General features: G+C 74.2%; 19 protein-coding genes. 7 read left to right on the forward strand and 12 right to left on the reverse strand.

Annotation, left to right across the window (positions count from 1 at the left end; all coding sequences use genetic code 11):
* Positions 1-11: 11 nt before the first annotated feature.
* The 6 genes from ACZ7LV_RS11925 to ACZ7LV_RS11950 all read right to left on the reverse strand — a co-directional run bounded on the left by ACZ7LV_RS11925 (position 12) and on the right by ACZ7LV_RS11950 (position 7,291).
* Positions 12-1,709, reverse strand: coding sequence for a nitrite/sulfite reductase (locus ACZ7LV_RS11925; protein ID WP_471938327.1), 1,698 nt, complete (start codon positions 1,707-1,709; stop codon positions 12-14).
* 128 nt (positions 1,710-1,837) lie between these two features.
* Complete coding sequence (locus tag ACZ7LV_RS11930; RefSeq protein WP_309486338.1) at positions 1,838-1,921, reverse strand: putative leader peptide; 84 nt, start codon at positions 1,919-1,921, stop codon at positions 1,838-1,840.
* Between the two features lie 127 nt (positions 1,922-2,048).
* Entirely contained in the window at positions 2,049-2,621 is a 573-nt protein-coding gene (locus ACZ7LV_RS11935) for a GNAT family N-acetyltransferase (RefSeq protein ID WP_471938329.1), read from the reverse strand.
* A 17-nt stretch (positions 2,622-2,638) separates the two neighbouring features.
* Positions 2,639-3,841 carry a hypothetical protein gene (locus ACZ7LV_RS11940; protein WP_471938331.1) on the reverse strand — a complete coding sequence of 401 codons (1,203 nt, stop codon included), beginning with the start codon at positions 3,839-3,841 and terminating at the stop codon, positions 2,639-2,641.
* 204 nt (positions 3,842-4,045) lie between these two features.
* A complete protein-coding gene (locus ACZ7LV_RS11945) occupies positions 4,046-5,341 on the reverse strand; it encodes a helix-turn-helix domain-containing protein (protein WP_471938333.1) in 1,296 nt (431 codons plus the stop codon).
* Positions 5,342-5,656: 315 nt separating this feature from the next.
* Positions 5,657-7,291: an acyl-CoA dehydrogenase family protein gene (locus tag ACZ7LV_RS11950; RefSeq protein ID WP_471938335.1), complete on the reverse strand. Its 1,635-nt coding sequence runs from the start codon at positions 7,289-7,291 to the stop codon at positions 5,657-5,659.
* A gap of 111 nt (positions 7,292-7,402) precedes the next feature.
* Here ACZ7LV_RS11950 and ACZ7LV_RS11955 point away from each other — a divergent pair, with 111 nt between their 5' ends.
* Positions 7,403-8,608: a YihY/virulence factor BrkB family protein gene (locus ACZ7LV_RS11955; protein WP_471938337.1), complete on the forward strand. Its 1,206-nt coding sequence runs from the start codon at positions 7,403-7,405 to the stop codon at positions 8,606-8,608.
* Positions 8,609-8,632: 24 nt separating this feature from the next.
* Here ACZ7LV_RS11955 and ACZ7LV_RS11960 read toward each other — a convergent pair whose 3' ends face one another.
* On the reverse strand, positions 8,633-9,466 hold the full coding sequence (locus ACZ7LV_RS11960) for an NAD(P)H-binding protein (protein ID WP_471938339.1): 834 nt from the start codon (positions 9,464-9,466) through the stop codon (positions 8,633-8,635).
* Positions 9,467-9,547: 81 nt separating this feature from the next.
* Here ACZ7LV_RS11960 and ACZ7LV_RS11965 point away from each other — a divergent pair, with 81 nt between their 5' ends.
* Positions 9,548-10,507 carry an AraC family transcriptional regulator gene (locus tag ACZ7LV_RS11965; protein ID WP_471938341.1) on the forward strand — a complete coding sequence of 320 codons (960 nt, stop codon included), beginning with the start codon at positions 9,548-9,550 and terminating at the stop codon, positions 10,505-10,507.
* A 37-nt stretch (positions 10,508-10,544) separates the two neighbouring features.
* Positions 10,545-11,234, forward strand: coding sequence for a helix-turn-helix domain-containing protein (locus ACZ7LV_RS11970; protein WP_471938343.1), 690 nt, complete (start codon positions 10,545-10,547; stop codon positions 11,232-11,234).
* On the opposite strand, the gene ACZ7LV_RS11975 is transcribed toward ACZ7LV_RS11970, so the two are convergent.
* Together ACZ7LV_RS11975 and ACZ7LV_RS11980 are read right to left on the reverse strand one after the other, a co-directional pair.
* Positions 11,217-11,624: a VOC family protein gene (locus ACZ7LV_RS11975; protein ID WP_471938345.1), complete on the reverse strand. Its 408-nt coding sequence runs from the start codon at positions 11,622-11,624 to the stop codon at positions 11,217-11,219. The two genes, ACZ7LV_RS11970 and ACZ7LV_RS11975, sit on opposite strands and share 18 nt — an antisense overlap.
* A 78-nt stretch (positions 11,625-11,702) precedes the next feature.
* Positions 11,703-12,335 carry a VOC family protein gene (locus ACZ7LV_RS11980; protein ID WP_471938347.1) on the reverse strand — a complete coding sequence of 211 codons (633 nt, stop codon included), beginning with the start codon at positions 12,333-12,335 and terminating at the stop codon, positions 11,703-11,705.
* A 62-nt stretch (positions 12,336-12,397) separates the two neighbouring features.
* Here ACZ7LV_RS11980 and ACZ7LV_RS11985 point away from each other — a divergent pair, with 62 nt between their 5' ends.
* The gene (locus tag ACZ7LV_RS11985) at positions 12,398-13,069 is read left to right on the forward strand and encodes a ThuA domain-containing protein (protein WP_471938349.1); all 672 of its coding nucleotides are present in this window, start codon (positions 12,398-12,400) and stop codon (positions 13,067-13,069) included.
* A 22-nt stretch (positions 13,070-13,091) separates the two neighbouring features.
* Here ACZ7LV_RS11985 and ACZ7LV_RS11990 read toward each other — a convergent pair whose 3' ends face one another.
* A complete protein-coding gene (locus ACZ7LV_RS11990; protein ID WP_471938351.1) occupies positions 13,092-14,105 on the reverse strand; it encodes a hydroxyacid dehydrogenase in 1,014 nt (337 codons plus the stop codon).
* Positions 14,106-14,390: 285 nt separating this feature from the next.
* Between ACZ7LV_RS11990 and ACZ7LV_RS11995 the strand changes: the two genes are divergently transcribed.
* Positions 14,391-16,073, forward strand: a complete 1,683-nt coding sequence (locus ACZ7LV_RS11995; RefSeq protein ID WP_471938353.1) for a carboxylesterase/lipase family protein — start codon at positions 14,391-14,393, stop codon at positions 16,071-16,073.
* Between the two features lie 15 nt (positions 16,074-16,088).
* Here the strand turns inward: ACZ7LV_RS11995 and mmuM are convergent, their stop codons facing one another.
* The gene (gene mmuM / locus ACZ7LV_RS12000; protein WP_471938355.1) at positions 16,089-17,021 is read right to left on the reverse strand and encodes a homocysteine S-methyltransferase; all 933 of its coding nucleotides are present in this window, start codon (positions 17,019-17,021) and stop codon (positions 16,089-16,091) included.
* 201 nt (positions 17,022-17,222) lie between these two features.
* Between mmuM and ACZ7LV_RS12005 the strand changes: the two genes are divergently transcribed.
* Together ACZ7LV_RS12005 and ACZ7LV_RS12010 are read left to right on the forward strand one after the other, a co-directional pair.
* Positions 17,223-18,932 carry a DUF2264 domain-containing protein gene (locus ACZ7LV_RS12005; RefSeq protein WP_471938357.1) on the forward strand — a complete coding sequence of 570 codons (1,710 nt, stop codon included), beginning with the start codon at positions 17,223-17,225 and terminating at the stop codon, positions 18,930-18,932.
* Positions 18,933-19,011: 79 nt separating this feature from the next.
* Positions 19,012-19,767: an isocitrate lyase/PEP mutase family protein gene (locus tag ACZ7LV_RS12010; protein WP_471939186.1), complete on the forward strand. Its 756-nt coding sequence runs from the start codon at positions 19,012-19,014 to the stop codon at positions 19,765-19,767.
* Positions 19,768-19,788: 21 nt separating this feature from the next.
* Here the strand turns inward: ACZ7LV_RS12010 and ACZ7LV_RS12015 are convergent, their stop codons facing one another.
* Positions 19,789-20,367: a TetR/AcrR family transcriptional regulator gene (locus ACZ7LV_RS12015; protein WP_471938359.1), complete on the reverse strand. Its 579-nt coding sequence runs from the start codon at positions 20,365-20,367 to the stop codon at positions 19,789-19,791.
* Positions 20,368-20,554 lie beyond the last annotated feature (187 nt).

The following is a 20,554-nucleotide window of genomic DNA, read 5'->3' on the forward strand; positions in this document are numbered from 1 at the left end:
CGTCGCCGCGCTCACGAAAGGGCCTCCTCGGAGGCGCGGGCCGCCCAGGTCGCGAACCGCTCGCCGTCCTCGCGCTCCGCCTGGAAGCGCTTGAGGACACGTTCGACGTAGTCGGGCAGCTCCTGCGAGGTGACCTTCAGGCCGCGCACCTTGCGGCCGAACCCGGCCTCCAGGCCGAGTGCGCCGCCCAGGTGCACCTGGAAGCCCTCGACCTGCTCGCCCTCGGCGTTCGTGACCAGCTGGCCCTTGAGACCGATGTCCGCGACCTGGATACGGGCGCAGGCGTTCGGGCAGCCGTTGATGTTGATGGTGATCGGCTCGTCGAAGTCCGGGATCCGGCGCTCCAGCTCGTCGATCAGCAAGGCGCCGCGCGCCTTGGTCTCGACGATGGCGAGCTTGCAGAACTCGATGCCGGTGCAGGCCATCGTGCCGCGCCGGAACGGCGACGGGCTGACCGTGAGGTCCAGCGCCTGAAGGCCCTCGACGAGCGAGTCGACCTGCGACTCCTCGACGTCCAGCACGATCATCTTCTGCTCGACGGTGGTGCGGACCCGGCCCGAGCCGTGCGCCTCCGCCACCTCGGCGATCTTCGTCAGCGTGGCGCCGTCCACGCGGCCGACCCGGGGTGCGAAACCGACGTAGAACCGGCCGTCGTTCTGCCGGTGCACCCCGACGTGGTCGCGCCAGCGCTCCACGGGCTGCGCGGGCGCGGGGCCGTCGGTCAGCTTGCGCCCCAGGTACTCGTCCTCCAGCACCTGACGGAACTTCTCCGCGCCCCAGTCGGCCACCAGGAACTTCAGGCGGGCACGGGTGCGCAGCCGCCGGTAGCCGTGGTCACGGAAGATCGAGATGACGCCCTCGAAGACGTCCGGCACCTCGTCCAGCGGGACCCAGGCGCCGAGCCGGACACCGATCTTCGGGTTGGTGGACAGGCCGCCGCCGACCCACAGGTCGAAGCCGGGGCCGTGCTCGGGGTGCACGACACCCACGAGGGCGATGTCGTTGATCTCGTGCGCCACGTCCAGCAGCGGCGAGCCGGAGATCGCGGACTTGAACTTGCGGGGCAGGTTCGAGAAGTCCTTGTTGCCGATGATCCGGCGGTGGATCTCCTCGATCGCCGGGGTGCCGTCGATGATCTCGTCGGCGGCGATACCGGCGACGGGCGAGCCGAGGATCACGCGGGGCGTGTCACCGCAGGCCTCGGTGGTGGACAGGCCCACCGCCTCCAGGCGGTTCCAGATCTCGGGGACGTCCTCGATGCGGATCCAGTGGTACTGGACGTTCTGCCGGTCGGTGATGTCGGCCGTGCCGCGTGCGAACTCCTGCGAGATCTCACCGATCACCCGCAGCTGCTCGGTGGTGAGCCGGCCGCCGTCGATGCGGACGCGGAGCATGAAGTACTCGTCGTCCAGCTCCTCCGGCTCCAGGATCGCGGTCTTGCCGCCGTCGATCCCGGGCCTGCGCTGGGTGTACAGGCCCCACCAGCGCATGCGGCCGCGCAGGTCGTTGGGGTCGATCGAGTCGAAACCCCGCTTGGAGTAGATCGTCTCAATGCGTGTCCGCACATTGAGACCGTCGTCGTCCTTCTTGAACTGCTCGTTGCCGTTGAGCGGGGTGAAGTGCCCCGCGGCCCACTGACCCTCACCGCGGTGACGGCTCACCTTGCGGCGGGAACTCGCGGCAGCAGGGTTCTGCGGGTTGGCGGCCATGGTGTCTACGTCCTTCGGGACAGGCGGAAAGCGGCTCTGACCTGCGCGTACGAGAGCATGCGGGCGTACGGGCGCAGCGTTGCGCAGGAACAGACGAAGCTGGGGGGATCGGCGCTGCTGGAGAGGTCTCAGCTCGCCGGACAGATGGCGCTGGACATGCGGCCGAGGTCGACGTGCCGCCGACTCACCAAGGCAATTCCAGTTCCAGACATGACGGAAGCGTGTCACGGCGATCTGGACACAGTCCAGCTTTATCCAAAATGTGGACACCCTTGTCCCGGAATGTGGAACAAGGGTGTCCTCGGTCACATGGCCAGAACGGCGTCTTGTCCGGCCAGGTCAGACGGGGTACGCGCCGGGCCAGGGGCCGGGCGTCGCGACGTCCGGCTCCTCCTCGACCTTGGTGTCGAACAGCGTGAAGCCGCGGCGCAGGTAGTTGTCCATGGCGTGCTCGCCGTCCTTGCTGCAGGTGTGCAGCCAGACTCGCTTCGTCGCGGCGAGACCCGGCCACCGCTCGGCGAGATCCCACGCGCGGGCGGCCCCGTACGCCAGCAGGTGCCCACCGATGCGGCGGCCCCGGAAGGCGGGAGCGAGGCCGAAGTAGACGATCTCCACCACACCGTCGTCCTGCGGCTCCAGTTCCACGTACCCGGCGGGCGTGCCCCGGTCGTGGGCCACCCACGTCTCCACCCCGGGCCGCCCCAGGTGCTCCTGCCAGCGCGCGTACGGCCAGGCCAGCCGGTCCGTCCAGCGGATGTCCCCGCCCACGGACGCGTACAGGAAACGGCTGAACTCGGGGGAGGGCACCTCGGCGCGGACGATCCGCACGTCGCCCTCCGGCGCCGCGGCCGGGAGCAGGTCCGTGGGGGCGGTCTGCTCCAGGGACCAGGTGGTCACGGGGATGTTCGTCATACCGGTCAGGGAATCATCTAGCCCAGCGCCCTGTCGATCGTGTCCAGCGGCAGCGAGAACAGCATCCGCCCCGACTGCGACCAGACCTCGCCGCTCTCCTCCCAGTAGGAGAGGGACTGCGCGGGGCCGCTCCAGCACAGGTACGTCTCGTCCGTCCCGCACCGCGCGACCCGCGCGCCGTCGCCGTCCTGCCGCCACAGCGTCCCGTGCTCGCCCGCCGTGCGGGCCAGGTACCACCGGGACCGGTGGGCGAGCACACCGCGGACGTCGGTGGCCTTCGTCTCGTAGGCCTCCTGCGGCGCGGTGCCCAGCAGGCCGGCCCCGGAGGGGTCGTCGTCGAGCCCGTAGCGCCACAGCCGGGTCGGCCGGTCGCCGTCCGCCGGGACGGACTCGCTCGCGACCAGGCTGTCGGGTGTGGTGCTGCGGTCCAGGGAGAGCGCGCCGATCCGGGCGCCGGTCAGACGGTACGCGCGGACGGCGGGCAGGGTGTAGCGGTCGCCCCGCGCCGGTGGCGTGGGCGCGGCGGTGTCGGCGGAGGCGCGCCGGATGCGGTCCAGGTCGTAGACGTAGAGGCCGCGCCCCTCCTCGGCGGTGACGAGCAGCTTGTCCTGGTACCAGACCATGCCGGTCAGTGGCGAGACGAGCGGGCGGCCGACGGGGTCGCCGTCCGCGGGCACGGTGAGCGCGACCCAGGTGTAGGTGAGCCGCTCCGGATCGTTGGCGTCGACGAAGGCGACCCGAGAGTGGCCGCGCTGGTCGCTCCAGCCGGCCAGGATCACGCGGTTCGCGCCCCAGCGGCCGTCGTCGTCGGCGTCCCCCGAGGTGGTCAGGGCGCCGGTGTGCCATTTCTCGGTGCCGGCCTCGTCCCAGCAGTGCGCCCGGGTGGCGGCGGGCGCTATCGGCAGCGCGGAGCGGTCGGCACCGTCGCAGTCGGCCGCGGCACGCAGGCCGCGGTCGGCGTCCGCGAGGACGGCGGCGACACCGACGGGCCGGGCCGGTCCGTCGGGCGCCGGCCGCGCGAGCGGCTTCTGGCTCAGGCGCAGATCTGCCAGGGAGGGCGCGGAGGTCATCGGCTTCAGGGCGCCCGGGTCGCTGCCGGACGTGGCCTGGGAGGTGCTGATCAGGGTGGCGGCGCCGGTGAGCGCGAGAGCGGTCCCGGCCAGGAACGCCCGCAGCGCCTGGCCCCGCTTGCGTCGGCGGTGTCTGCCGCGTTGCTTCATCTGTCCTCCCGAGGTGGGCCAACTGCGCCTGTTGATCCGTGCGTTGACCTGGGAGCAGGTGGGGTGGCCCGGTAGGGGATGCTACGTCAGGTACGGCGGAGCGGGGACGAAGACCCCGTAAATACGCGGAAGAAGCCCTCGGATCCGTGAAAGTCGCCATCGGATGTACGGCGACGGCATACCCTGCTGTCACGGTGTGTAACCTCACGCCGGGTCAGAGCGCCGCCAGGAGGTGGCCGGGGCCTCCCGCGCCCGGAGCACCTCGGGCGCGCTGGAGTGCGGCAGCAGGCCGGACGGCTCGGGCGGGACGACCACCTGTACCTCGGCCTCATCGCAGAAACGATACGGCCGGTGCTCCAGAACTCCCCCCAGATACCGCCTCACCCGCGACATCTCGGCACGCACCGTCACCGTGCGGCGCGGGTCGCCGAACACGTCCGCGGCGAGTTGCGCGGCGGTGCGGCCTGCCCGGTGCTCGGCCAGCAGGAACAGCAACTCGGCGTGCCGCGGGCTCAGTTCGTGGGCCCAGGAACCGGCGCTGCCCGACACCGTGACGGTCCAGCGGCGCGGTTGCCCCAGATCCAGCACGATCCGGGTGTCACCGGAGGGCAGCGGCTCGTCGGCGGGCCGCACCAGCCAGCCCTCGGCCAGCGGTTCCACCCCGCACGGCCCCAGCAGGGGCAGCGGACGGCGGCCCGGCGACAGCGCCTTGGGCAGCGCGATCCGGCTGGTGTACGGCATCCCCGTCACCGCCGCCGTCCAGCCCTCACGGTCCACCACCAGCGCGCGGCCGGTCAGCCGGGCCAGCACCGGTGCGGCCACGGCGCGCAGCCCTTCCAGCGCGGTCAGATGCAACTCCCGCAACCGGGCCTCGGCGAGCTTGGCCACCGAGTCGACCCAGGCGAGGGTGGCCGGATGCATCGTCTCCAGCGGCCCGCTGACGTCCACCACGCCGATCAGCCGCCCGTCACGCGGATCGGTGAGGGGGGCGCCGGCACAGGTCCACGAGGTGTGCGAGCGCACGAAATGCTCGGCGCCGAACACCTGAACGGGCCGCCGTACCACGGCCGGTGTGCCGACGCCGTTGGTGCCTACGGTGTCCTCCGCCCAGTCGGCGCCGAGCAGGAAACCCAGCCCGTCCGCCTTGCGCAGCACCGCGGCACTGCCCTCACGCCACAGCACCCGGCCCTCCGCGTCGGCGATCACCATGATGTGCTGGGCCGCGTCCGCGACGGAGACCAGGCCTTCCCTGAGCACCGGCAGCACATGCCGCAGCGGCGACTCCTCGCGCCGGCGCAGCACTTCCTCCGGCGGCAGCAGACCGGATCGGAAATCGTGGTCCGGGTCGACGCCGGTGCGCAGCATCCGCCCCCAGGACTCCCCGATCACCGGGCGGGGGGCGAGGTGCGGACTGCGGCCGGCGAGGGCGTCGTCGCGTAAGGCGCTGAGCACCCGCGCGGCCCGTGGCGCGTCGACGGCGGCCAGGTGCGACACATTCATAGGCGACCGCGGCACTGAGGTCCTCCCCCGGGTTCACACTGATGTGCGACCGGCTGTCAAGGCCTGGTGGCGTCGTTTTCCGGTCGCGTCCTGCATGTGCGTCCCATACTGCCGCCCGCCCGGCGACGGAGGGGCCGAGTCCGGTCACAGACACCGGAAAGTTGCAACCCCTTGCAACCCTGGTGGACCGACCCCCGCTGTCTGAAACTTGAGCGACGTCGCCCGTGCGGCGCGCTGGGCCTCAACGGGCCGGCAGGGGCAGGGGTGGTGCCGTGTCGGCGCAGCACCACCCCTGTCGGCGCCCCGGAGCAGACGTCAGGAGACCGGCCGCGCCCGCTCCACCACGGACGCCAGGTCCAGGGTGTGCGGCAGGGTCCCGAAGGCGTGCCCCCAGTCGCCGCCCAGCCGTGAGCCGCAGAACGCGTCGGCGACCTCCGGTGGCGCGTACCGGACGAGGAGCGCGCCCTGGAGCACCAGCGCGAGCCGCTCGACCACCCGCCGGGCGCGGGCCTCGACGCCTTCCAGATCGGCCAGTTCGGTCAGCAGGTTCTTGATCGCGGCGTCCAGCCGGTGGTCGGCGCCGCGGGCCCGCCCGACCTCCTGGAGCAGGGCGTCGAGGGCCGACGGCTCACGCTGCAACGCGCGCAGCACGTCCAGCGCCTGGACGTTGCCCGCGCCCTCCCAGATCGAGTTGAGCGGCGACTCGCGGACCAGCCGGGGCAACCCCGACTCCTCGACGTAACCGTTTCCTCCGAGGCACTCGGCAGCCTCCACCGCCACCGGCGCACAGCGCTTGGTCACCCAGTACTTGGCGGCGGGCACCGCGAGCCGCAGGAACGCCCGCTCCTGCTCGCCGCCGTCGTCGTAGGCGGCGGCGAGCCGCAGCCCCAGCGTCGTCGCGGCCTCGGACTCGAGGGCGAGATCGGCCAGGACGTTGCGCATCAGCGGCTTGTCGATCAGCTTGCCGCCGAACGCCTCCCGGTGGGTGCAGTGGTGGATCGCCTGCGCGACGGCCTGCCGCATCAGGCCCGCGGAGCCGAGCACGCAGTCGAGCCGGGTCGCGGCGACCATCTCGATGATGGTCCGCACCCCGCGCCCCTCGTCGCCGACCCGGCGCGCCCAGGTCCCGTCGAACTCGACCTCGGCGGAGGCGTTGGAGCGGTTGCCGAGCTTGTCCTTCAGGCGCTGGATCAGGAACACGTTGGCGACGCCGTCGTCGAGGATCCGCGGCACGAGGAAACAGGTCAGCCCGCCCGGAGCCTGTGCCAGCACCAGGAAGCCGTCCGACATGGGGGCCGAGCAGAACCACTTGTGGCCGGTCAGCTCGTACGTCCCGTCCTGCGCGAGGGGCCGGGCGACGGTGGTGTTGGCGCGGACGTCGCTGCCGCCCTGCTTCTCCGTCATGCCCATCCCGAACAGCGCCCCGGCCTTCTGCCCGGCGGGCCGCTGATCGCGGTCGTAGATCATCGACGTGAGCCGCGGCTCCCATTCGGCGGCGAGCGCCGGGTCGGTGCGCAGCGCGGGCACGGCGGCGTGGGTCATGGACAGCGGGCAGCCGTTGCCGGCCTCGACCTGCGTCCACATCAAGAATCCCGCCGCCCGGCGCACGTGCCCGGCCGGCCGGGCCCAGGCCGCCGTCAGGCCCGCGGCCACGCCCTTGCCGAGCAGCCGGTGCCAGGACGGGTGGAACTCGACCTCGTCGACGCGGTGCCCGTAGCGGTCGTGGGTGCGCAGTGCGGGCGGGTGCTGGTTGGCGAGCACCCCCCACTCCTGCACCTGCGCCGAGCCGCAGGTGCGGCCGAACGCCGAGAGCTCGTCCAGGGCCTCGTCGAGCAGGTCCGGGGCGACGTGCCGTTCGACGGCCGCGAGCAGGGCGCGGTCGGCGGTGAAGACGTCGTGTCCGACGAGCGGGGGGGCCTGGTTGGTCACGATGTGGGTGCTGCGTGCCATGTCTCGGAACCTACCCCGAGGTACGGGGCCGGTCACCCCGGGATCGTGGCCGCCGCGGGCCTCCGTCCGACCAGGGTGAACCGGGCCCGGTGCGGCGGATACCTTTGGCTCGTGCAGCCAGCAAGTGACATCCCCGAACCCTCCGGTCGCCTCCACCGTGCGCGTGCCCTGTACCGGAACGTCTCCAAGCGCAGGACCGCCTGGCTGCTGCTGAAGGACACCGTCAACTCCTGCATCGAGTACCGCATCCTCGGCCTGGCCGCCGAAGCGGCGTTCTTCACCCTGCTGTCGGTCCCGCCGCTGCTGCTCAGCCTGATCGGCCTGCTCGGCTACGTCGACGACTGGACCGGCACCGACACCATCTCCAGCCTGGAGACCAACCTCCTGGAGGCCTCCCGCACGGTCCTGTCCGACAAGGGCGTCAACCAGATCGCCCGGCCGATCCTGGACGACGTGATGCAGGGCGGGCGCCCGGACGTCATCTCCATAGGCTTCCTCTTCGCGCTGTGGTCGGGGTCCCGGGCGGTGAACGTCTTCATCGACACGATCACCGTGATGTACGGGCTCGACGGCGTCCGGGGGATCGTGAAGACCCGGCTGGTGGCGTTCCTGCTGTTCATCGCGGCCCTGCTGATCGGCTCGGTGGCGCTGCCGCTGATGGTCGCGGGACCCGACGCGGTGGTGCGGATCGTGCCGTGGTCGACGACGGTGGTGCAGGTCCTGTACTGGCCCGTGGTGATGGTCCTGTCGATCATCTTCCTGACCACGCTCTACCACGTCTCCGTCCCGGTGCGCTCCCCCTGGGTGGAGGACGTGCCCGGTGCCCTGGTCGCCCTCGCCATGTGGGTGCTCGGCAGCTTCCTGCTGCGGATCTACCTGGCCAACACCATCGAGGGCGCGACGATCTACGGTTCGCTGGCGGCCGCCGTGGCCGTACTGCTGTGGATCGGTGTGTCCGCCTTCGCCGTGCTCGTCGGCGCCGCCGTCAACGCGGCGATCGACCGGGTCTGGCCGGCCGCCGCGACGGCCGCCGCCCGTGCCGCCAACGAGCGCCTGCGGGAGGCGCAGGTCGCCGAGTACGTCGCCCGCGCCGCCGCGGCCCGCGGGGCCGACCCCGATCCGGACGACCCCGACATGCCGTCCGAGTTCCCCGAGCGCTGGTCCCGCTTCCTGCCGCCTGAGGACGTGACGGCACGGCTGCGCACACAGGTGAAGAGCTCGCACCACGCGTCGCAGAACTCCTCCGGGCCGCCCTCGCAGAACTCCGCGCGGAAGACGACCGGGGAGAACGGGGCGGAGCCGCCCCGGGAGCAGTGAGGCGGGCCCGGGTGCGCCCGGCGCTCAGGGCGTCCAGGTTCCCGCCGCGGCCGCCTCGGTCGCGAACGCCGTGAAGTCCCGCGGCTCGCGGCCCAGCACCTGCCGGACACCGTCCGAGAGATGGGCGTTGCGGCCGTCCAGGAGGGTCTCGAACACGTCGACGAGCAGCTCCACCACCTCCGGCGGCTCCCCGAAGCCGGCCAGCCGCGCGCCGTACTCCTCCGCCGGCACCGGCCGGTACGTCAGCTCGCGCCCGGCCGCCTTCGCGACCTCGGCGACCGCCTCGCCGAAGGTCAGCAGCCGGGGCCCGGTCACGTCGATGCCCAGCCCCACGTACCGGTCGCCCGTCGTCAGCGCGGCCACCACCACGTCCGCGACGTCCCGCAGATCGACGAACGGCTCCCGTACCGCGCCGCCCGGAAACACCAGCTCCCCGCCCAGCCGCAGCTCCTCCACCAGCGGCCCCTCGCTGAAGTTCTGCATGAACCACGCGGAACGCACGACCGTCCAGTCCGCCCCCGACTCCCGCAGCGCCTCCTCGGTGGGCCGCGCCTGCACCTCGCCCCGCGCCGACAGCAGCACCAGCCGCCGCACGCCGAGGGCGACCGCCTCGTGCGCGAGCAGTCCGACCCCGCGGGTGGCCGCCGGGGAGCCGACGTCGCCGGGGTGGACGAGGTAGGCCGCGTCCGCGCCCCGCAGCGTGGGCGCCCACGTCGCGCGGTCCGCCCAGTCGAAGCCCTGGGCGCGCGAGGCCGCCCGTACCTCCAGCCCCGCCGCCCGCGCGGCCCGCGCGACCCGGCCGCCCGTACGACCGGACGCCCCGGTCACCACCACCGTCATGCCCGATTTCTGTGTCATGTCTCCAGTGAACTGCCGCACCCCTTCCCGGGCCCATCACTGAACGGCTCATTCCGCTGCGCGCGCGTCTACGCTGACGCCATGGACCCACTGGCAGGCCTGCTGGAAGGCCCTCGCGCCCGTGGCGCCTTCATGATCCGGGCCTGCTTCGATCCGCCCTGGGCCGTGCGGGTCGAGGACCGGGCGCCGCTGACCGTGATGCTCATGGTGCGCGGTGACGCCTGGATCGTCCCGGACAGCGGCGAGCCGATCCGGCTGCGGGCGGGCGACCTCGCCGTCGCGCGCGGCCCCGAGCCCTACACCTGCGGCGACGACCCCGCGACGGCGCCGCGGGCGGTGATCCTGCCGGGCGGCGAGTGCCACTACCCTCACGGCGGACCGCTCGGCGGCCGGATGGACCTGGGCGTGCGCACCTGGGGCGACCGCCCCGACGGCGCCGCGGTGATGCTGATCGGCACCTACCTCCACCGGGGCGAGATCAGCGGGCGGCTCCTCGACGCCCTGCCTCCGCTGCTGTCGCTGACCTCGGAGGTCTGGAGCTGTCCGCTCACCCCGCTCCTGATGGAGGAGGTCGTCCGGGACGAGCCGGGGCAGGTGGTCGTCCTGGACCGGTTGCTGGACCTGTTGGTGATCGCCGCGCTGCGAACCTGGTTCTCCCGCCCCGAGGCCGCCGCGCCGGCCTGGTACCGGGCGCAGGCCGACCCCGTCGTCGGAGGTGTGCTGCGCCGTCTCCAGGACGATCCGGCCCGGCCGTGGACGGTGGCGGCCCTCGCCGCCGAGGCCGGGGTGTCCCGGGCCGCGCTCGCCCGCCGCTTCACCGAGCTGGTGGGCGAGCCGCCGATGACGTACCTCACCGGCCGGCGCCTCGCCCTCGCCGCCGACCGCCTGCGCGACAGCGAGGACACCCTGGAGGCGATAGCCCGCCGCATCGGCTACGGCAGTGCCTTCGCCCTGTCCAACGCGTTCAAGCGGGTGTACGGGGTGAGCCCCCAGGAGCACCGGACGCGGGGACGCGCGACAGGGGTGGGGGTCGCGCGGTAGCGGGGTGAGCCCGGCCCGAGCGGCGTAGCCTTGCCCCGTGTACGCGGAGCGGGCGTCGAGGCTGGCCGGTGCGGTGGTGTGGACGAACACCCCGTCCGCCGCGTCCGGCGTGGGGCGGGTGCTGCCCGACGGCTGCATGGACCTGCTGTGGCACGACGGTCGCCTGCTGGTCGCGGGCCCGGACACGCGCGCGCACCGCACGGACGGCCACGGCGGCGCCTGGGCGGGCGTCCGCTTCTTCCCCGGCACGGCGCCCACCTTCCTGGGCCTGCCCGCGCACGAGGTCCGCGACCGGCGCGTCGAACTGCGCGACCTCTGGCCGGACGCACGGGTACGCCGGCTCACCGCGCGCGTCGCGGCGGCCGCGGACCCCGCGCGCGGCCTGGAGGAGGCGGCGCTGGCCCTCGCGGCGGACGCCGGTCCGCCGGACCCGCTGCTGCGGCGGATCGTCACGGCGCTGGACGCGGGCCGCCCGGTCGCCGAGACCGCCGACGAACTCGGCATCGGCGCCCGCCAGTTGCACCGCCGTGCGCTGACCGCCTTCGGATACGGCCCGAAGACGCTCGCCCGCGTGCTGCGCCTGCAACGGGCCCTGACCCTCGCGCGGGGCGGACTGCCGCTCGCGCAGACCGCCGTGGCGGCCGGTTACGCGGACCAGCCGCATCTGGCGCGGGAGGTCAGGGACCTGACGGGCACCACCCCGGGCGAGCTATTCGGCGGCGGCTGACGGCAGCGGGGCGAACAGGTCGACGCCGTTGCCGTCGGGGTCGTTCACGACGGCGTAGCGCTGGCCCCAGAAGGCGTCCCACGGCTTGAGCTCGCCGCGGTGGCCCGCGCCCACGATCTCCTCGTACACCGCGTCGACCTCGGCGGGTCCGTCGCACAGCAGCGCCAGCGAGGCGCGGCCGCCCCCGGTGGGGGGCTGCCATCCGGGGTGGAAGGACCGCACGCTCTCCTCCGTGTCCAGCAGCAGCCGCAGCCCGCCGGGCAGTCCGGCCTCCGCGTGCGGCTGCTCCTCCGACCCCTGCGGGAACGCGAATCCGAGGCGGCGGTAGAAGGCGACGGAGGCGGCCATGTCGGAGACGACCAGGCCGATGGCATCGAATCGTGGAGTCATGCCGCCCACGGTAGGAGGGCCGGGGGGCACGGGTCTTGAAGGAAACGGACAGCGGGCGCGAGGAACCGCGGCGGCCGCTCAGTCGAACCGCACCGGCCCCTTCGGCGTGTCCACCGTGAACGTCAGCCCCACCGGGCCTTCCTCGAGGGGCAGTTCGGTGTCCAGGGCCGCCAGGAGGGGGCGGATCTCGCCGGGGTCGGGGGCCGTCGCCGTCAGGGACAACAGCGGGGTGACGGGGAGTCCGGTCGCCGAGGGATGGCGTGTGGCACCCCAGTCGATCAGGAAGGGGACCAGGCCGGAGGGGTGCGCGGCCGGGCCGTCGGTCAGGCGCCAGCGCAGCAGGGTGCCGCCGGGGGTGCGGCGGCTCATCGCCCGCGGGGTGCCGGGGTCGTAGCCCCGCTCCCGTGCCGCGGCCACCGCGGCGTCCAGGTCCGGCGGGCTGATCGCCCAGGTCAGCGTGCGGGGCGCGGGGAGTTCCCCCACGCCGAAGGGTGCGACGCCCGCGGGCCGGGTCTGCTCGGGATCCGGGCCGATGATCTCCAGGTATCCGGTTCCGCCCAGACCGACCAGGTGGTTGCGCGTGCCGCGACCGACGTGGGAGCCGCCGGCCGCCGGTGTCACACCGGTGCGCCGGGTGAACTCCGCGACCGTGGCCGCCAGATCCGGGGTTGCGAGGACGAGGTGGTCGAGGTGTGCGGGAATCGTGTTCATCGCCGCCGAGGCTACGCAACCCGCGCGCCCGCGGGGAACACCTGTGCGGCACCATGGGCGGCATGTCGCCCACCGCGCGTCCCCCGGCAGCCCGGCTGCTCGTCTTCACCCGCACCACCGCCTACCGCCACGACTCCCTTGCGGACGCCGTCGCCGCGGTGGCCGCGCTCGGGCCGTTCGACGTCGAGCACACCGAGGACCCCGCGGCCCTGGAGGCCCCGCTCGACGGGTACGCGGCGGTTCTCTTCCTCTCCACCAGCGGCGAGGTGCTCACCCCGGCCGGACGCGAGCGGCTGGTCGCGTACGTCGAGGCGGGCGGCGGCTTCGCCGGCGTGCACGCGGCGGCCTGCACCGAGGAGGACTGGCCGTACTACGGCGAGCTGCTCGGCGCCCGTTTCGCCCGCCACCCCGCCCACCAGCCGGGCCGGGCACTGGTCGAGGACCACGACCACCCGGCGACCCGGCATCTGCCCGCCGCCTGGGACTTCACCGACGAGTGGTACGACTTCCGCACCAGCCCCCGCGGCGTCGCGCGCGTCCTGGTGTCCGCCGACGAGACCTCGTACGAGGGCGGCGGGATGGGCGAGGACCATCCGCTGGTCTGGTGCCGCGGGCAAGGCGCCGGCCGCGTCTTCTACACGGCGCTCGGACACGCCCGTGAGGCCTACGCGGACCCGGACTTCCGCGCCCATCTGCGGGGCGGCATCGGCTGGGCGGCCGGGCTGTTCCCCTGATCGGCGGGAGAGCCGGAAGGTTTCAGGCCAGCCGTGTCAGGTCGGCGTGGCGCACCTGGTGGACCAGGGGCCGGCCGATCGCCAGGCGCTCCAGCTCCTCCACGACGACCTGGCCGAGACGTTCCAGTTCGTTGCCGAGGGCACCGGCGACGTGCGGGGTGAGGAAGACGTTGGGGAGGGTGTAGAGCGGGGAGTCCGGCGGGAGCGGCTCCGGTTCGGTGACGTCCAGGATCGCGCTGAGGCGCCCCGCGACCAGTTCGTCGGTGAGGGCGGCGTGGTCGACGAGGGCGCCGCGTGCGGTGTTGACGAGGACGCCGCCGTCCCGGATCAGGGCGAGGCGCTCCCGGTTCAGCATGTGGTGGGTCTCGGGGAGGTCGGGAGCGTGCAGGGTGACGACGTCGCTGCCCGCCAGGAGGGCTTCCAGCGTCACCGGGCGGGCCCCGAGCGCGGCGGCGCCGGCGGCGTCCACGTAGGGGTCGTGGAGCAGGACCTCGACGTCGTACGGACGCAGCAGTTCGAGCAGTCTGCGGCCCACGCGGGAGGCGCCGACGACCCCGACGCGGCGGCCCAGGTTCCCCGTCGTCGCCGTCCGCGCGGCGTCCGGGCGCGCGTGGGTGGCGCGGAAGCGCTCCCGGTGGGCGAAGACGTCCTTGCCGGCCAGCAGGATCATCGCGAGCGTGTACTCCGCCACCGGCACGGCGTTGCCGGTGACCGCGCTGGAGACGGCGACACCTCGCCTCCACAGCGCCTCCCCGACGAGGGCGCGCACGGACCCGGCGGCGTGCAGGACCGCGCGCAGGCCCGGCGCCGCGCCGAGCACGTCCTCGTCCAGGTGCGGGCAGCCCCAGCCGGTGATCAGCACCTCGGCGCGGGACAGCGCCCGGGTGACGCCGGGGTCGGTGAAGTCCCGCACGACGAGCGCCGGATCGACGTCCGCGGCCTGTCGCAGCCGCGCGAGCAGCGGAGGGGGGAAGAGCAGCGGGAGGTGCACCGGATCCATGGCGAACACCGCCGTGGGCGGCGAGGCGCTGGGCATGACCCTCCAGGGGCGCAAGGGAGCGGAGCGAGGCGTGGCGTGGGTTTCTGACGGTGCCTCCACCGTAGGTCCGCTCCCGGTGCGGGAGCAATCGACGGCCCGGCACGCCCCCTTCGCCCTCGCGGATGCCCGGCCGCGGGCCCGCCCTGTCCGGCCCGGGCGCGGGACGTACGCCGAACGGCCCACCCGGGGACCGGACTCCCCGCGCGTGCGCCGGAACGCGTCCCGGCGATGTGATGATCTGACCTGAGCGGTGCACGGGCACGGTGAAGGGCGGGTGAGCGGATGACGTCGGCAGCGGTGACGGGCCCCGTGGTCAGGACGCCGTACGGGGCCGTGCGCGGCCGTCACGAGCAGGGCGTGGCCGTCTTCCGCGGAATCCCGTACGCGGCGCCCCCCTTCGGCCGAAACCGGTTCCGGCCCCCCGTGCCGCCGGAGCCCTGGGACGGCGTGCGCGACGCCGGCGCCTTCGGTCCCACCCCGCCGAAGCCGCCGTACTCGGAGGCGTTCGCCGCATACCTGTGCGACCCGGTCGTCCCCGGGGACGACTGCCTCAACCTCAACGTCTGGACGCCCGAACCCGCCCCGGGAGCCCGCCTCCCGGTGCTCGTGTGGTTGCACGGCGGTGCCCTGACCAGGGGATCGTCCTGCGTCCCCGTGTACGACGGGCGCTCCTTCGCGCGCGACGGCGTCGTCTTCGTCTCCGTCAACTACCGGCTGGGCGTGGAGGGATACGGCCTGTTCCCGGACACGCCCGCCAACGCGGGGCTGCGCGACCAGCTCGCCGCCCTGCGCTGGGTGGCGGAGTCGATCGGGGCATTCGGCGGCGACCCCGGCAGGGTGACCCTGGCGGGGCAGTCGGCCGGGGCGATCAGCGTCGGCGCCCTGATCGCCGCACCGCAGGCGCAGGGCCTGTTCCGGCGGGCGGTCCTGCAGAGCGGGCCCCCGGAGGTCGCCGAGCGCGACAAGGTACGGCGGATGGTGCGCCGCATGGCGGCCCGGCTGAAGGTGCCCGCGACCGCCGAGGCCTTCGCCGCCGTCGACCCCGAACCGCTGCTGCGCACCCAGGTCGAGGTCGGCCGGCTCAGCAGCCCGGTGGTGGGCGGACCGGCCTTCGGGATCGTCGTCGACGGCGACCTCGTACCCCGCGATCCTTTGCAGGCGCTGATCGACGGGGACGTCGCGTCGGGCGCCGACCTGATGATGGGCTGGACCCGCGACGAGTACCGGCTCTGGCTCGTGCCGGGCGGCCTGGTGGAGCGGATCGACCGGCTCGGCGCCTTCGCCCTGGCCGGCGCGATGGCCCGCTGCCGCTGCGGCCACGAGGTGCCGCGCGGCTATCGCGCCCTGCACCCCGAGGCCGGCGCCGCCGAGATCGTCGGCCAGCTGGTGACCGACCACCTGTTGCGCCGGCCGCTGCACCGGCTCGCCGACGCCCGTCCCGGCTCGGCGTACGTCTACGAGTTCGCCTGGCCCTCGCTGCGGCCCGGGCTCGGCGCCTGCCACGCACTGGAGCTCGGATTCGTCTTCGACACCGGGGAGGCCCCCGAGTCGGCCCAGCTGGCGGGCTGGGGCGCGCCGACGGAGCTCGCCGACGCGATGCACTCGGCCTGGGTGCGGTTCGCGGCCGACGGGAACCCGGGCTGGGAGCCGTGGGACGACTCGCACCCGGTGCGGATCTTCGGCGAGTACGAGCCGGGGGAGCGGGACGAGACGCCGGGGCGGACGGGCCCGGGGCAGCGAGGCGAGCCGGGGGAGCGGGACGAGGAGCCCGGGGAGCGGGGGCCGGTCAGGGAGCCGTACACCGTGCACGGGCCGCGCGACCGGGAACTCGCGCTGTGGACCGCCGACACCGGCGGCCGGGACACGGAGCCCGCCCTGGCGCCGGACGGCGCGGCCGACCGCAACGCGGAGCTGCGGTCCGTCGTCCGGCTCCTGCGCCGTACGAGCGGCGCGCGGCGCCGCTGACGACCGGCGCGCCGCTCAGTCCGCCAGGGTCCGTGCGACGGAGCGGATCGTGTCGGGGCCGACCCGGCAGCATCCGCCGATCAGACGGGCCCCGGCGGCCCGCCAGTGCGCGACCCGCTCCGGTGTGAAGGTGGCGCCGCCGGTCCAGGCGCGTGCCTCGGGGTTCCAGACCTCGCCGCTGTTGGGATACGCCACCACCGGTCTGCCGGTCACCCGGGCCGCGAGCGCGACGGCGGCGTCGACGTCCTGCGGCGCGCAGCAGTTCACCCCCACCGCGATCACCTCGTCCACGTCGGCGGCCCGCGCGAAGGCCTCCGCGAGCGGCTCGCCCGCGCGCGTGCGGTCCCCGGCCACGGTGTACGACAGCCAGGCCGGCACGCCCAGCCCGCGCACCGCCCGCAGCAGGGCCGTCGCCTCGTCGGCGTCCGGGACCGTTTCCAGAGCCAGCACGTCGGGACCGGCGGCGGCCAGGGCCTCCATCCGGGGGCGGTGGAAACGTTCCAGCTCGGCCACCGTCAGCCCGTAACGGCCCCGGTACTCCGAACCGTCCGCCCGCATCGCCCCGTACGGCCCGACCGAGGCCGCCACCCACAGCGGCCCCGCGACGCCCCGCTCCGTCGCCCGCGCCGCCGCCTCGCGCGCCGACGTCACGCTGAGCCGCAGCAGTTCGGCCACCCGGTCACGACCGACGCCGCGCCTCGCGAACCCCTCGAAGGTGGCCTGGTAGCTGGCGGTGATCGCCACGCTCGCGCCCGCCAGGAAGTACGCGAGGTGCGCCTCAGTGATCGCCTCGGGCCGCTCGGCCAGCAGCCGCGCCGACCACAGCTCGTCGCGGAGATCGTGCCCGGCCGACTCCAGCTGGTTGGACAGGCCGCCGTCGAGCACGACCGTCCCGGCGGCGAGGGCCTCGGCGAGGCGGACGGGGGCTTGCGGGGTGGTGCCGGTCATGTCACCGACGCTAGGGCATGTCCGGCGGCTCAGGCCGGCTCCGGGCAACGGTGCCCTCGTCAGCAGACGTGAGCGCACCGCGATTCCGGCATGATCCGCCGGACAGGCCCTGGTCGACGAGCGCCGTTTCCGGTCGGGCCCACCATGGGGACGACCAGGAGGGCCGGGACGCACCCGGCCCGGCAGGAAGGGAGCCCGTCGATGGAACTGCCCCCGGACGACCGCGCCCGGAGCCCGTACACCGGCTACACGCGTGCCCACTGGGAGGCCGCCGCCGACGCCCTGCTCGCCGCCGTCGAGCCCTACGCCACCGCCGACCGCGCCCTGTACCACCTGCCCGGCGACCGCACCAGTTCGTCCGGCAGGCTCTCGGACGGCCTGGAGGGCTACGCCCGGACGCTGCTGCTGGCCGCCTTCCGCCAGGACGGCACCGCCCTGGAGCGCTACGCGGACGGCCTTGCCACCGGCGTCCGCGGCGTCTGGCCGCGTGTCCAGGACCGCAGCCAGCCCCTGGTCGAGGCGGCGTCCGTCGCCCTCGGACTGCGCCTGACCCGCGCACTGCTGTGGGACCGGCTCGACGACGCCGTCCGCCAGCGGGCGGCCGACTGGCTCGCCGACGCGCTCGTGGCGCGGCCCTGGCCGAACAACTGGGAACTGTTCCCCGTGACCGTCGGCGGGTTCCTGGAGGACATCGGCCACGAGACGGAGGCGGCCCGCGCGGCGGTCGACCGCGGGCTGGAGCGCATCGAGCGGTGGTACCTCGGCGACGGCTGGTACACCGACGGGGACGGGCGCAAGTTCGACCACTACAACGGCTGGGCACTGCACCTCTACCCGGTTCTGCACGCCTGGCTCGCCGGCGACGGCGAACTGCTGGACCGGTACGGCGGCCGCCTGCGCCGGTATCTCGCCGACCAGGCCCGCCTGTTCGGGGCCGACGGCGCCCCGATGCACCAGGGCCGCTCCCTCACCTACCGCTTCGCGGCCGCGGCTCCGCTGTGGCTGGGCGCGCTCACCGGCCACACCCCGCTGCCGCCCGGACAGACACGGCGGCTGGCGTCGGGCGCCCTGCGCCACTTCCTGGACCGGAAAGCGGTGGACGAGCACGGAGTGCTGACCCTGGGCTGGCACGGCCCCGACCGGGCGCCGCTCCAGGCGTACTCCGGACCCGCCTCGCCCTACTGGGCGAGCAAGGGCTTCGTCGGGCTGCTCCTGCCGGCCGGGCACGAGGTGTGGACGGCGGCCGAGGAACCCGGTCCGGCGGAGCGTGCCGACGCCGTCACGCCCCTCGGCCCGCCCAACTGGCTGGTGCAGTCCACGCGCGGGGACGGCGTGGTGCGGCTCCACAACCACGGCAGCGAGGACGCGCGCTACGACCCCTACTACACCCGGCTCGCCTACTCGACCGTGACGCGGCCCTCCGCGGCGTACGACAACAGCGTGATCGTCGGGGGTGACGCGGGGCGGACGCGGATCGTGCCGCTGGGGGTGGGGGAGGGCTGGGCGGCCTCCCGGCACACCGTCCGGGACGGGGTGCGCGTCACGAGCCTGGTGGCCGCGGACGGCGCGGTGGAGGTGCGCGCGCACCTGGTGGCGGGGGCGGCGGTCGGGACCCCGGTCCGGGTCACCGGGTGGGCGGCGGCGGACGGCCTGCGCGCCGACCTCGTCCCCGCCGTCGGACTCGACGACACCCTCACCGGCACGGTCACCGGCCCGCACGGCTTGTTCGTCGCGCTCGCCCGCCTGACCGGGGACACGGATCCGGACCCGCTGGCGCACCTGGTCACGGTGGACGTGCGCGACACCTACGAACTGCGCGTACGGTGGGCCACCGGATCCACCGCACGCTTCCGGTTCACGCGCTCCGCCGAGCGGTCCGCGCCGCCGCTGTGGACGGTGACCGCCGGGTGAGCCGGGCCTCGGCCGGCCAGACACCGACACTTCGGCCGAGGCCGAAGCGATCCGCGCCTACGGTGCGGTCATGACGGTCATGACACCCTTCGCCGCCCTCCACCACCGCGCCGAGCCGCTGCTGCTGCCCAACGCCTGGGACCACGCCTCGGCCCGGGCGCTCGCGGCCCGGGGCTTCGCGGCGATCGGCACGACCAGCCTCGGGGTCGCGGCGGCGGCGGGGCTGCCCGACGGGGCGGCCGGCACCCGAAACGAGACGCTGCGCACGGCCCTCACGCTGGGCAGCGGGCCGTTCCTGCTCTCCGTCGACGCGGAGGCCGGGTTCAGTGAGGATCCCGACGCGGTGGGGGAGTTCGCGCGGCAGCTGGCTGCCGTCGGTGCCGTCGGCATCAATCTGGAGGACGGTCTCGGACCGGTCGCGCGACACGCGGCGAAGATCGCCGCGGTGAAGTCGGCCGCCCCCGGGCTCTTCGTCAACGCCCGCACCGACACGTACTGGCTGGACGGCGGCCACCGGCGCACGGAGACCCTCGCCCGCCTCGACGCCTACCAGGAGGCGGGCGCCGACGGGGTGTTCGTGCCCGGACTCACCGACCCCGCCGGGATCGCCGCACTCGTCGAGCGCCTGGACGTCCCGCTCAACATCCTCTACTCGCCCTCCGGCCCCGCCCTCAGCCACCTCGCCGACCTCGGCGTCCGTCGCGTCAGCCTCGGTTCGCTGCTCTACCGGCGGGCGCTGGGAGCTGCCCTTCAGGCCCTGACGGAGGTGCGGGAGGGCCGGGCGCCCCGTGGTCCGGTACCGACGTACGACGACGTGCAGGCGCTCAGCCGCTGACCGGCCCGTCGCGCCCGGGAGTCAGGCGGCGGGGCGCGCGGGCCAGTGCGCGAGGGCGATGTGCAGCGCCTCGACGGCCCGTTCCCACGACGCCTGCACCTCGCGCGGCGCACCGAAGGCGCCGGCGGCCTCCAGCGCGCAGAACCCGTGGAAACTGCTGCGCAACAGGCGCACGGCGTCGGTGAGATCGGGCTCATCCAGGCCGTAGGCGCGCAGCATGCCGTAGGTGATGTCGGCGGTGCGCCGCATGGCGGGGGTGTCGGCGAGAAGGTCCTGGTCGACGCGGATCTGGGTGGCGGCGTACCGGCCGGGGTGGGCCAGCGCGTACTCCCGGTAGGCGCCGGCGAAGGCGGCCAGCGCGTCCTTGCCGGCCCGTCCCGCCACCGCCTGCGCGATGCGGTCGATCAGCTCGCCGCCCGCCAGCAGGGCCAGACGGGTGCGCAGGTCCTGGAGGTTGCGGACGTGCGAGTAGAGGCTCGCGTCCTTGACGCCGAAGCGCCGGGCCAGCGCCGAGAGCGTGACGTGGTCGAGGCCGGCCTCGTCGGCGAGATCGGCGGCGGCCGCGACCAGGCGGTCGACGGTGAGTCCGGCTCTGGCCATGCGGCACCTCCCTTCAGAACCTAGGGCCTTTAGGTTAGTGCCTAGTGCCACTACGGAGGGGGAGGCACCTGGAATCGGCCGTAAATGCCGTTGTGGAAAGGGGCAGTTGAGGGGAACGGTGCGGGTGGGGTCGAGCGGCCGTTCCTATGACGCCCGGGGAACACGCGGGGGTCGTGGAAAGTTCATC

This window comes from Streptomyces sp. NPDC107562, from assembly GCF_055657325.1.

Bases quoted from the DNA above. Each gene is read 5' to 3' on its own strand.
- ACZ7LV_RS11925 (WP_471938327.1), bottom strand. From the start codon at position 1,709: ATGGCCGCCAACCCGCAGAACCCTGCTGCCGCGAGTTCCCGCCGCAAG.
- ACZ7LV_RS11930 (WP_309486338.1), bottom strand. From the start codon at position 1,921: ATGTCTGGAACTGGAATTGCCTTGGTGAGTCGGCGGCACGTCGACCTC.
- ACZ7LV_RS11935 (WP_471938329.1), bottom strand. From the start codon at position 2,621: ATGACGAACATCCCCGTGACCACCTGGTCCCTGGAGCAGACCGCCCCC.
- ACZ7LV_RS11940 (WP_471938331.1), bottom strand. From the start codon at position 3,841: ATGAAGCAACGCGGCAGACACCGCCGACGCAAGCGGGGCCAGGCGCTG.
- ACZ7LV_RS11945 (WP_471938333.1), bottom strand. From the start codon at position 5,341: ATGAATGTGTCGCACCTGGCCGCCGTCGACGCGCCACGGGCCGCGCGG.
- ACZ7LV_RS11950 (WP_471938335.1), bottom strand. From the start codon at position 7,291: ATGGCACGCAGCACCCACATCGTGACCAACCAGGCCCCCCCGCTCGTC.
- ACZ7LV_RS11960 (WP_471938339.1), bottom strand. From the start codon at position 9,466: ATGACACAGAAATCGGGCATGACGGTGGTGGTGACCGGGGCGTCCGGT.
- ACZ7LV_RS11965 (WP_471938341.1), top strand. From the start codon at position 9,548: ATGGACCCACTGGCAGGCCTGCTGGAAGGCCCTCGCGCCCGTGGCGCC.
- ACZ7LV_RS11975 (WP_471938345.1), bottom strand. From the start codon at position 11,624: ATGACTCCACGATTCGATGCCATCGGCCTGGTCGTCTCCGACATGGCC.
- ACZ7LV_RS11980 (WP_471938347.1), bottom strand. From the start codon at position 12,335: ATGAACACGATTCCCGCACACCTCGACCACCTCGTCCTCGCAACCCCG.
- ACZ7LV_RS11985 (WP_471938349.1), top strand. From the start codon at position 12,398: ATGTCGCCCACCGCGCGTCCCCCGGCAGCCCGGCTGCTCGTCTTCACC.
- ACZ7LV_RS11990 (WP_471938351.1), bottom strand. From the start codon at position 14,105: ATGCCCAGCGCCTCGCCGCCCACGGCGGTGTTCGCCATGGATCCGGTG.
- ACZ7LV_RS11995 (WP_471938353.1), top strand. From the start codon at position 14,391: ATGACGTCGGCAGCGGTGACGGGCCCCGTGGTCAGGACGCCGTACGGG.
- mmuM (WP_471938355.1), bottom strand. From the start codon at position 17,021: ATGACCGGCACCACCCCGCAAGCCCCCGTCCGCCTCGCCGAGGCCCTC.
- ACZ7LV_RS12005 (WP_471938357.1), top strand. From the start codon at position 17,223: ATGGAACTGCCCCCGGACGACCGCGCCCGGAGCCCGTACACCGGCTAC.
- ACZ7LV_RS12010 (WP_471939186.1), top strand. From the start codon at position 19,012: ATGACACCCTTCGCCGCCCTCCACCACCGCGCCGAGCCGCTGCTGCTG.
- ACZ7LV_RS12015 (WP_471938359.1), bottom strand. From the start codon at position 20,367: ATGGCCAGAGCCGGACTCACCGTCGACCGCCTGGTCGCGGCCGCCGCC.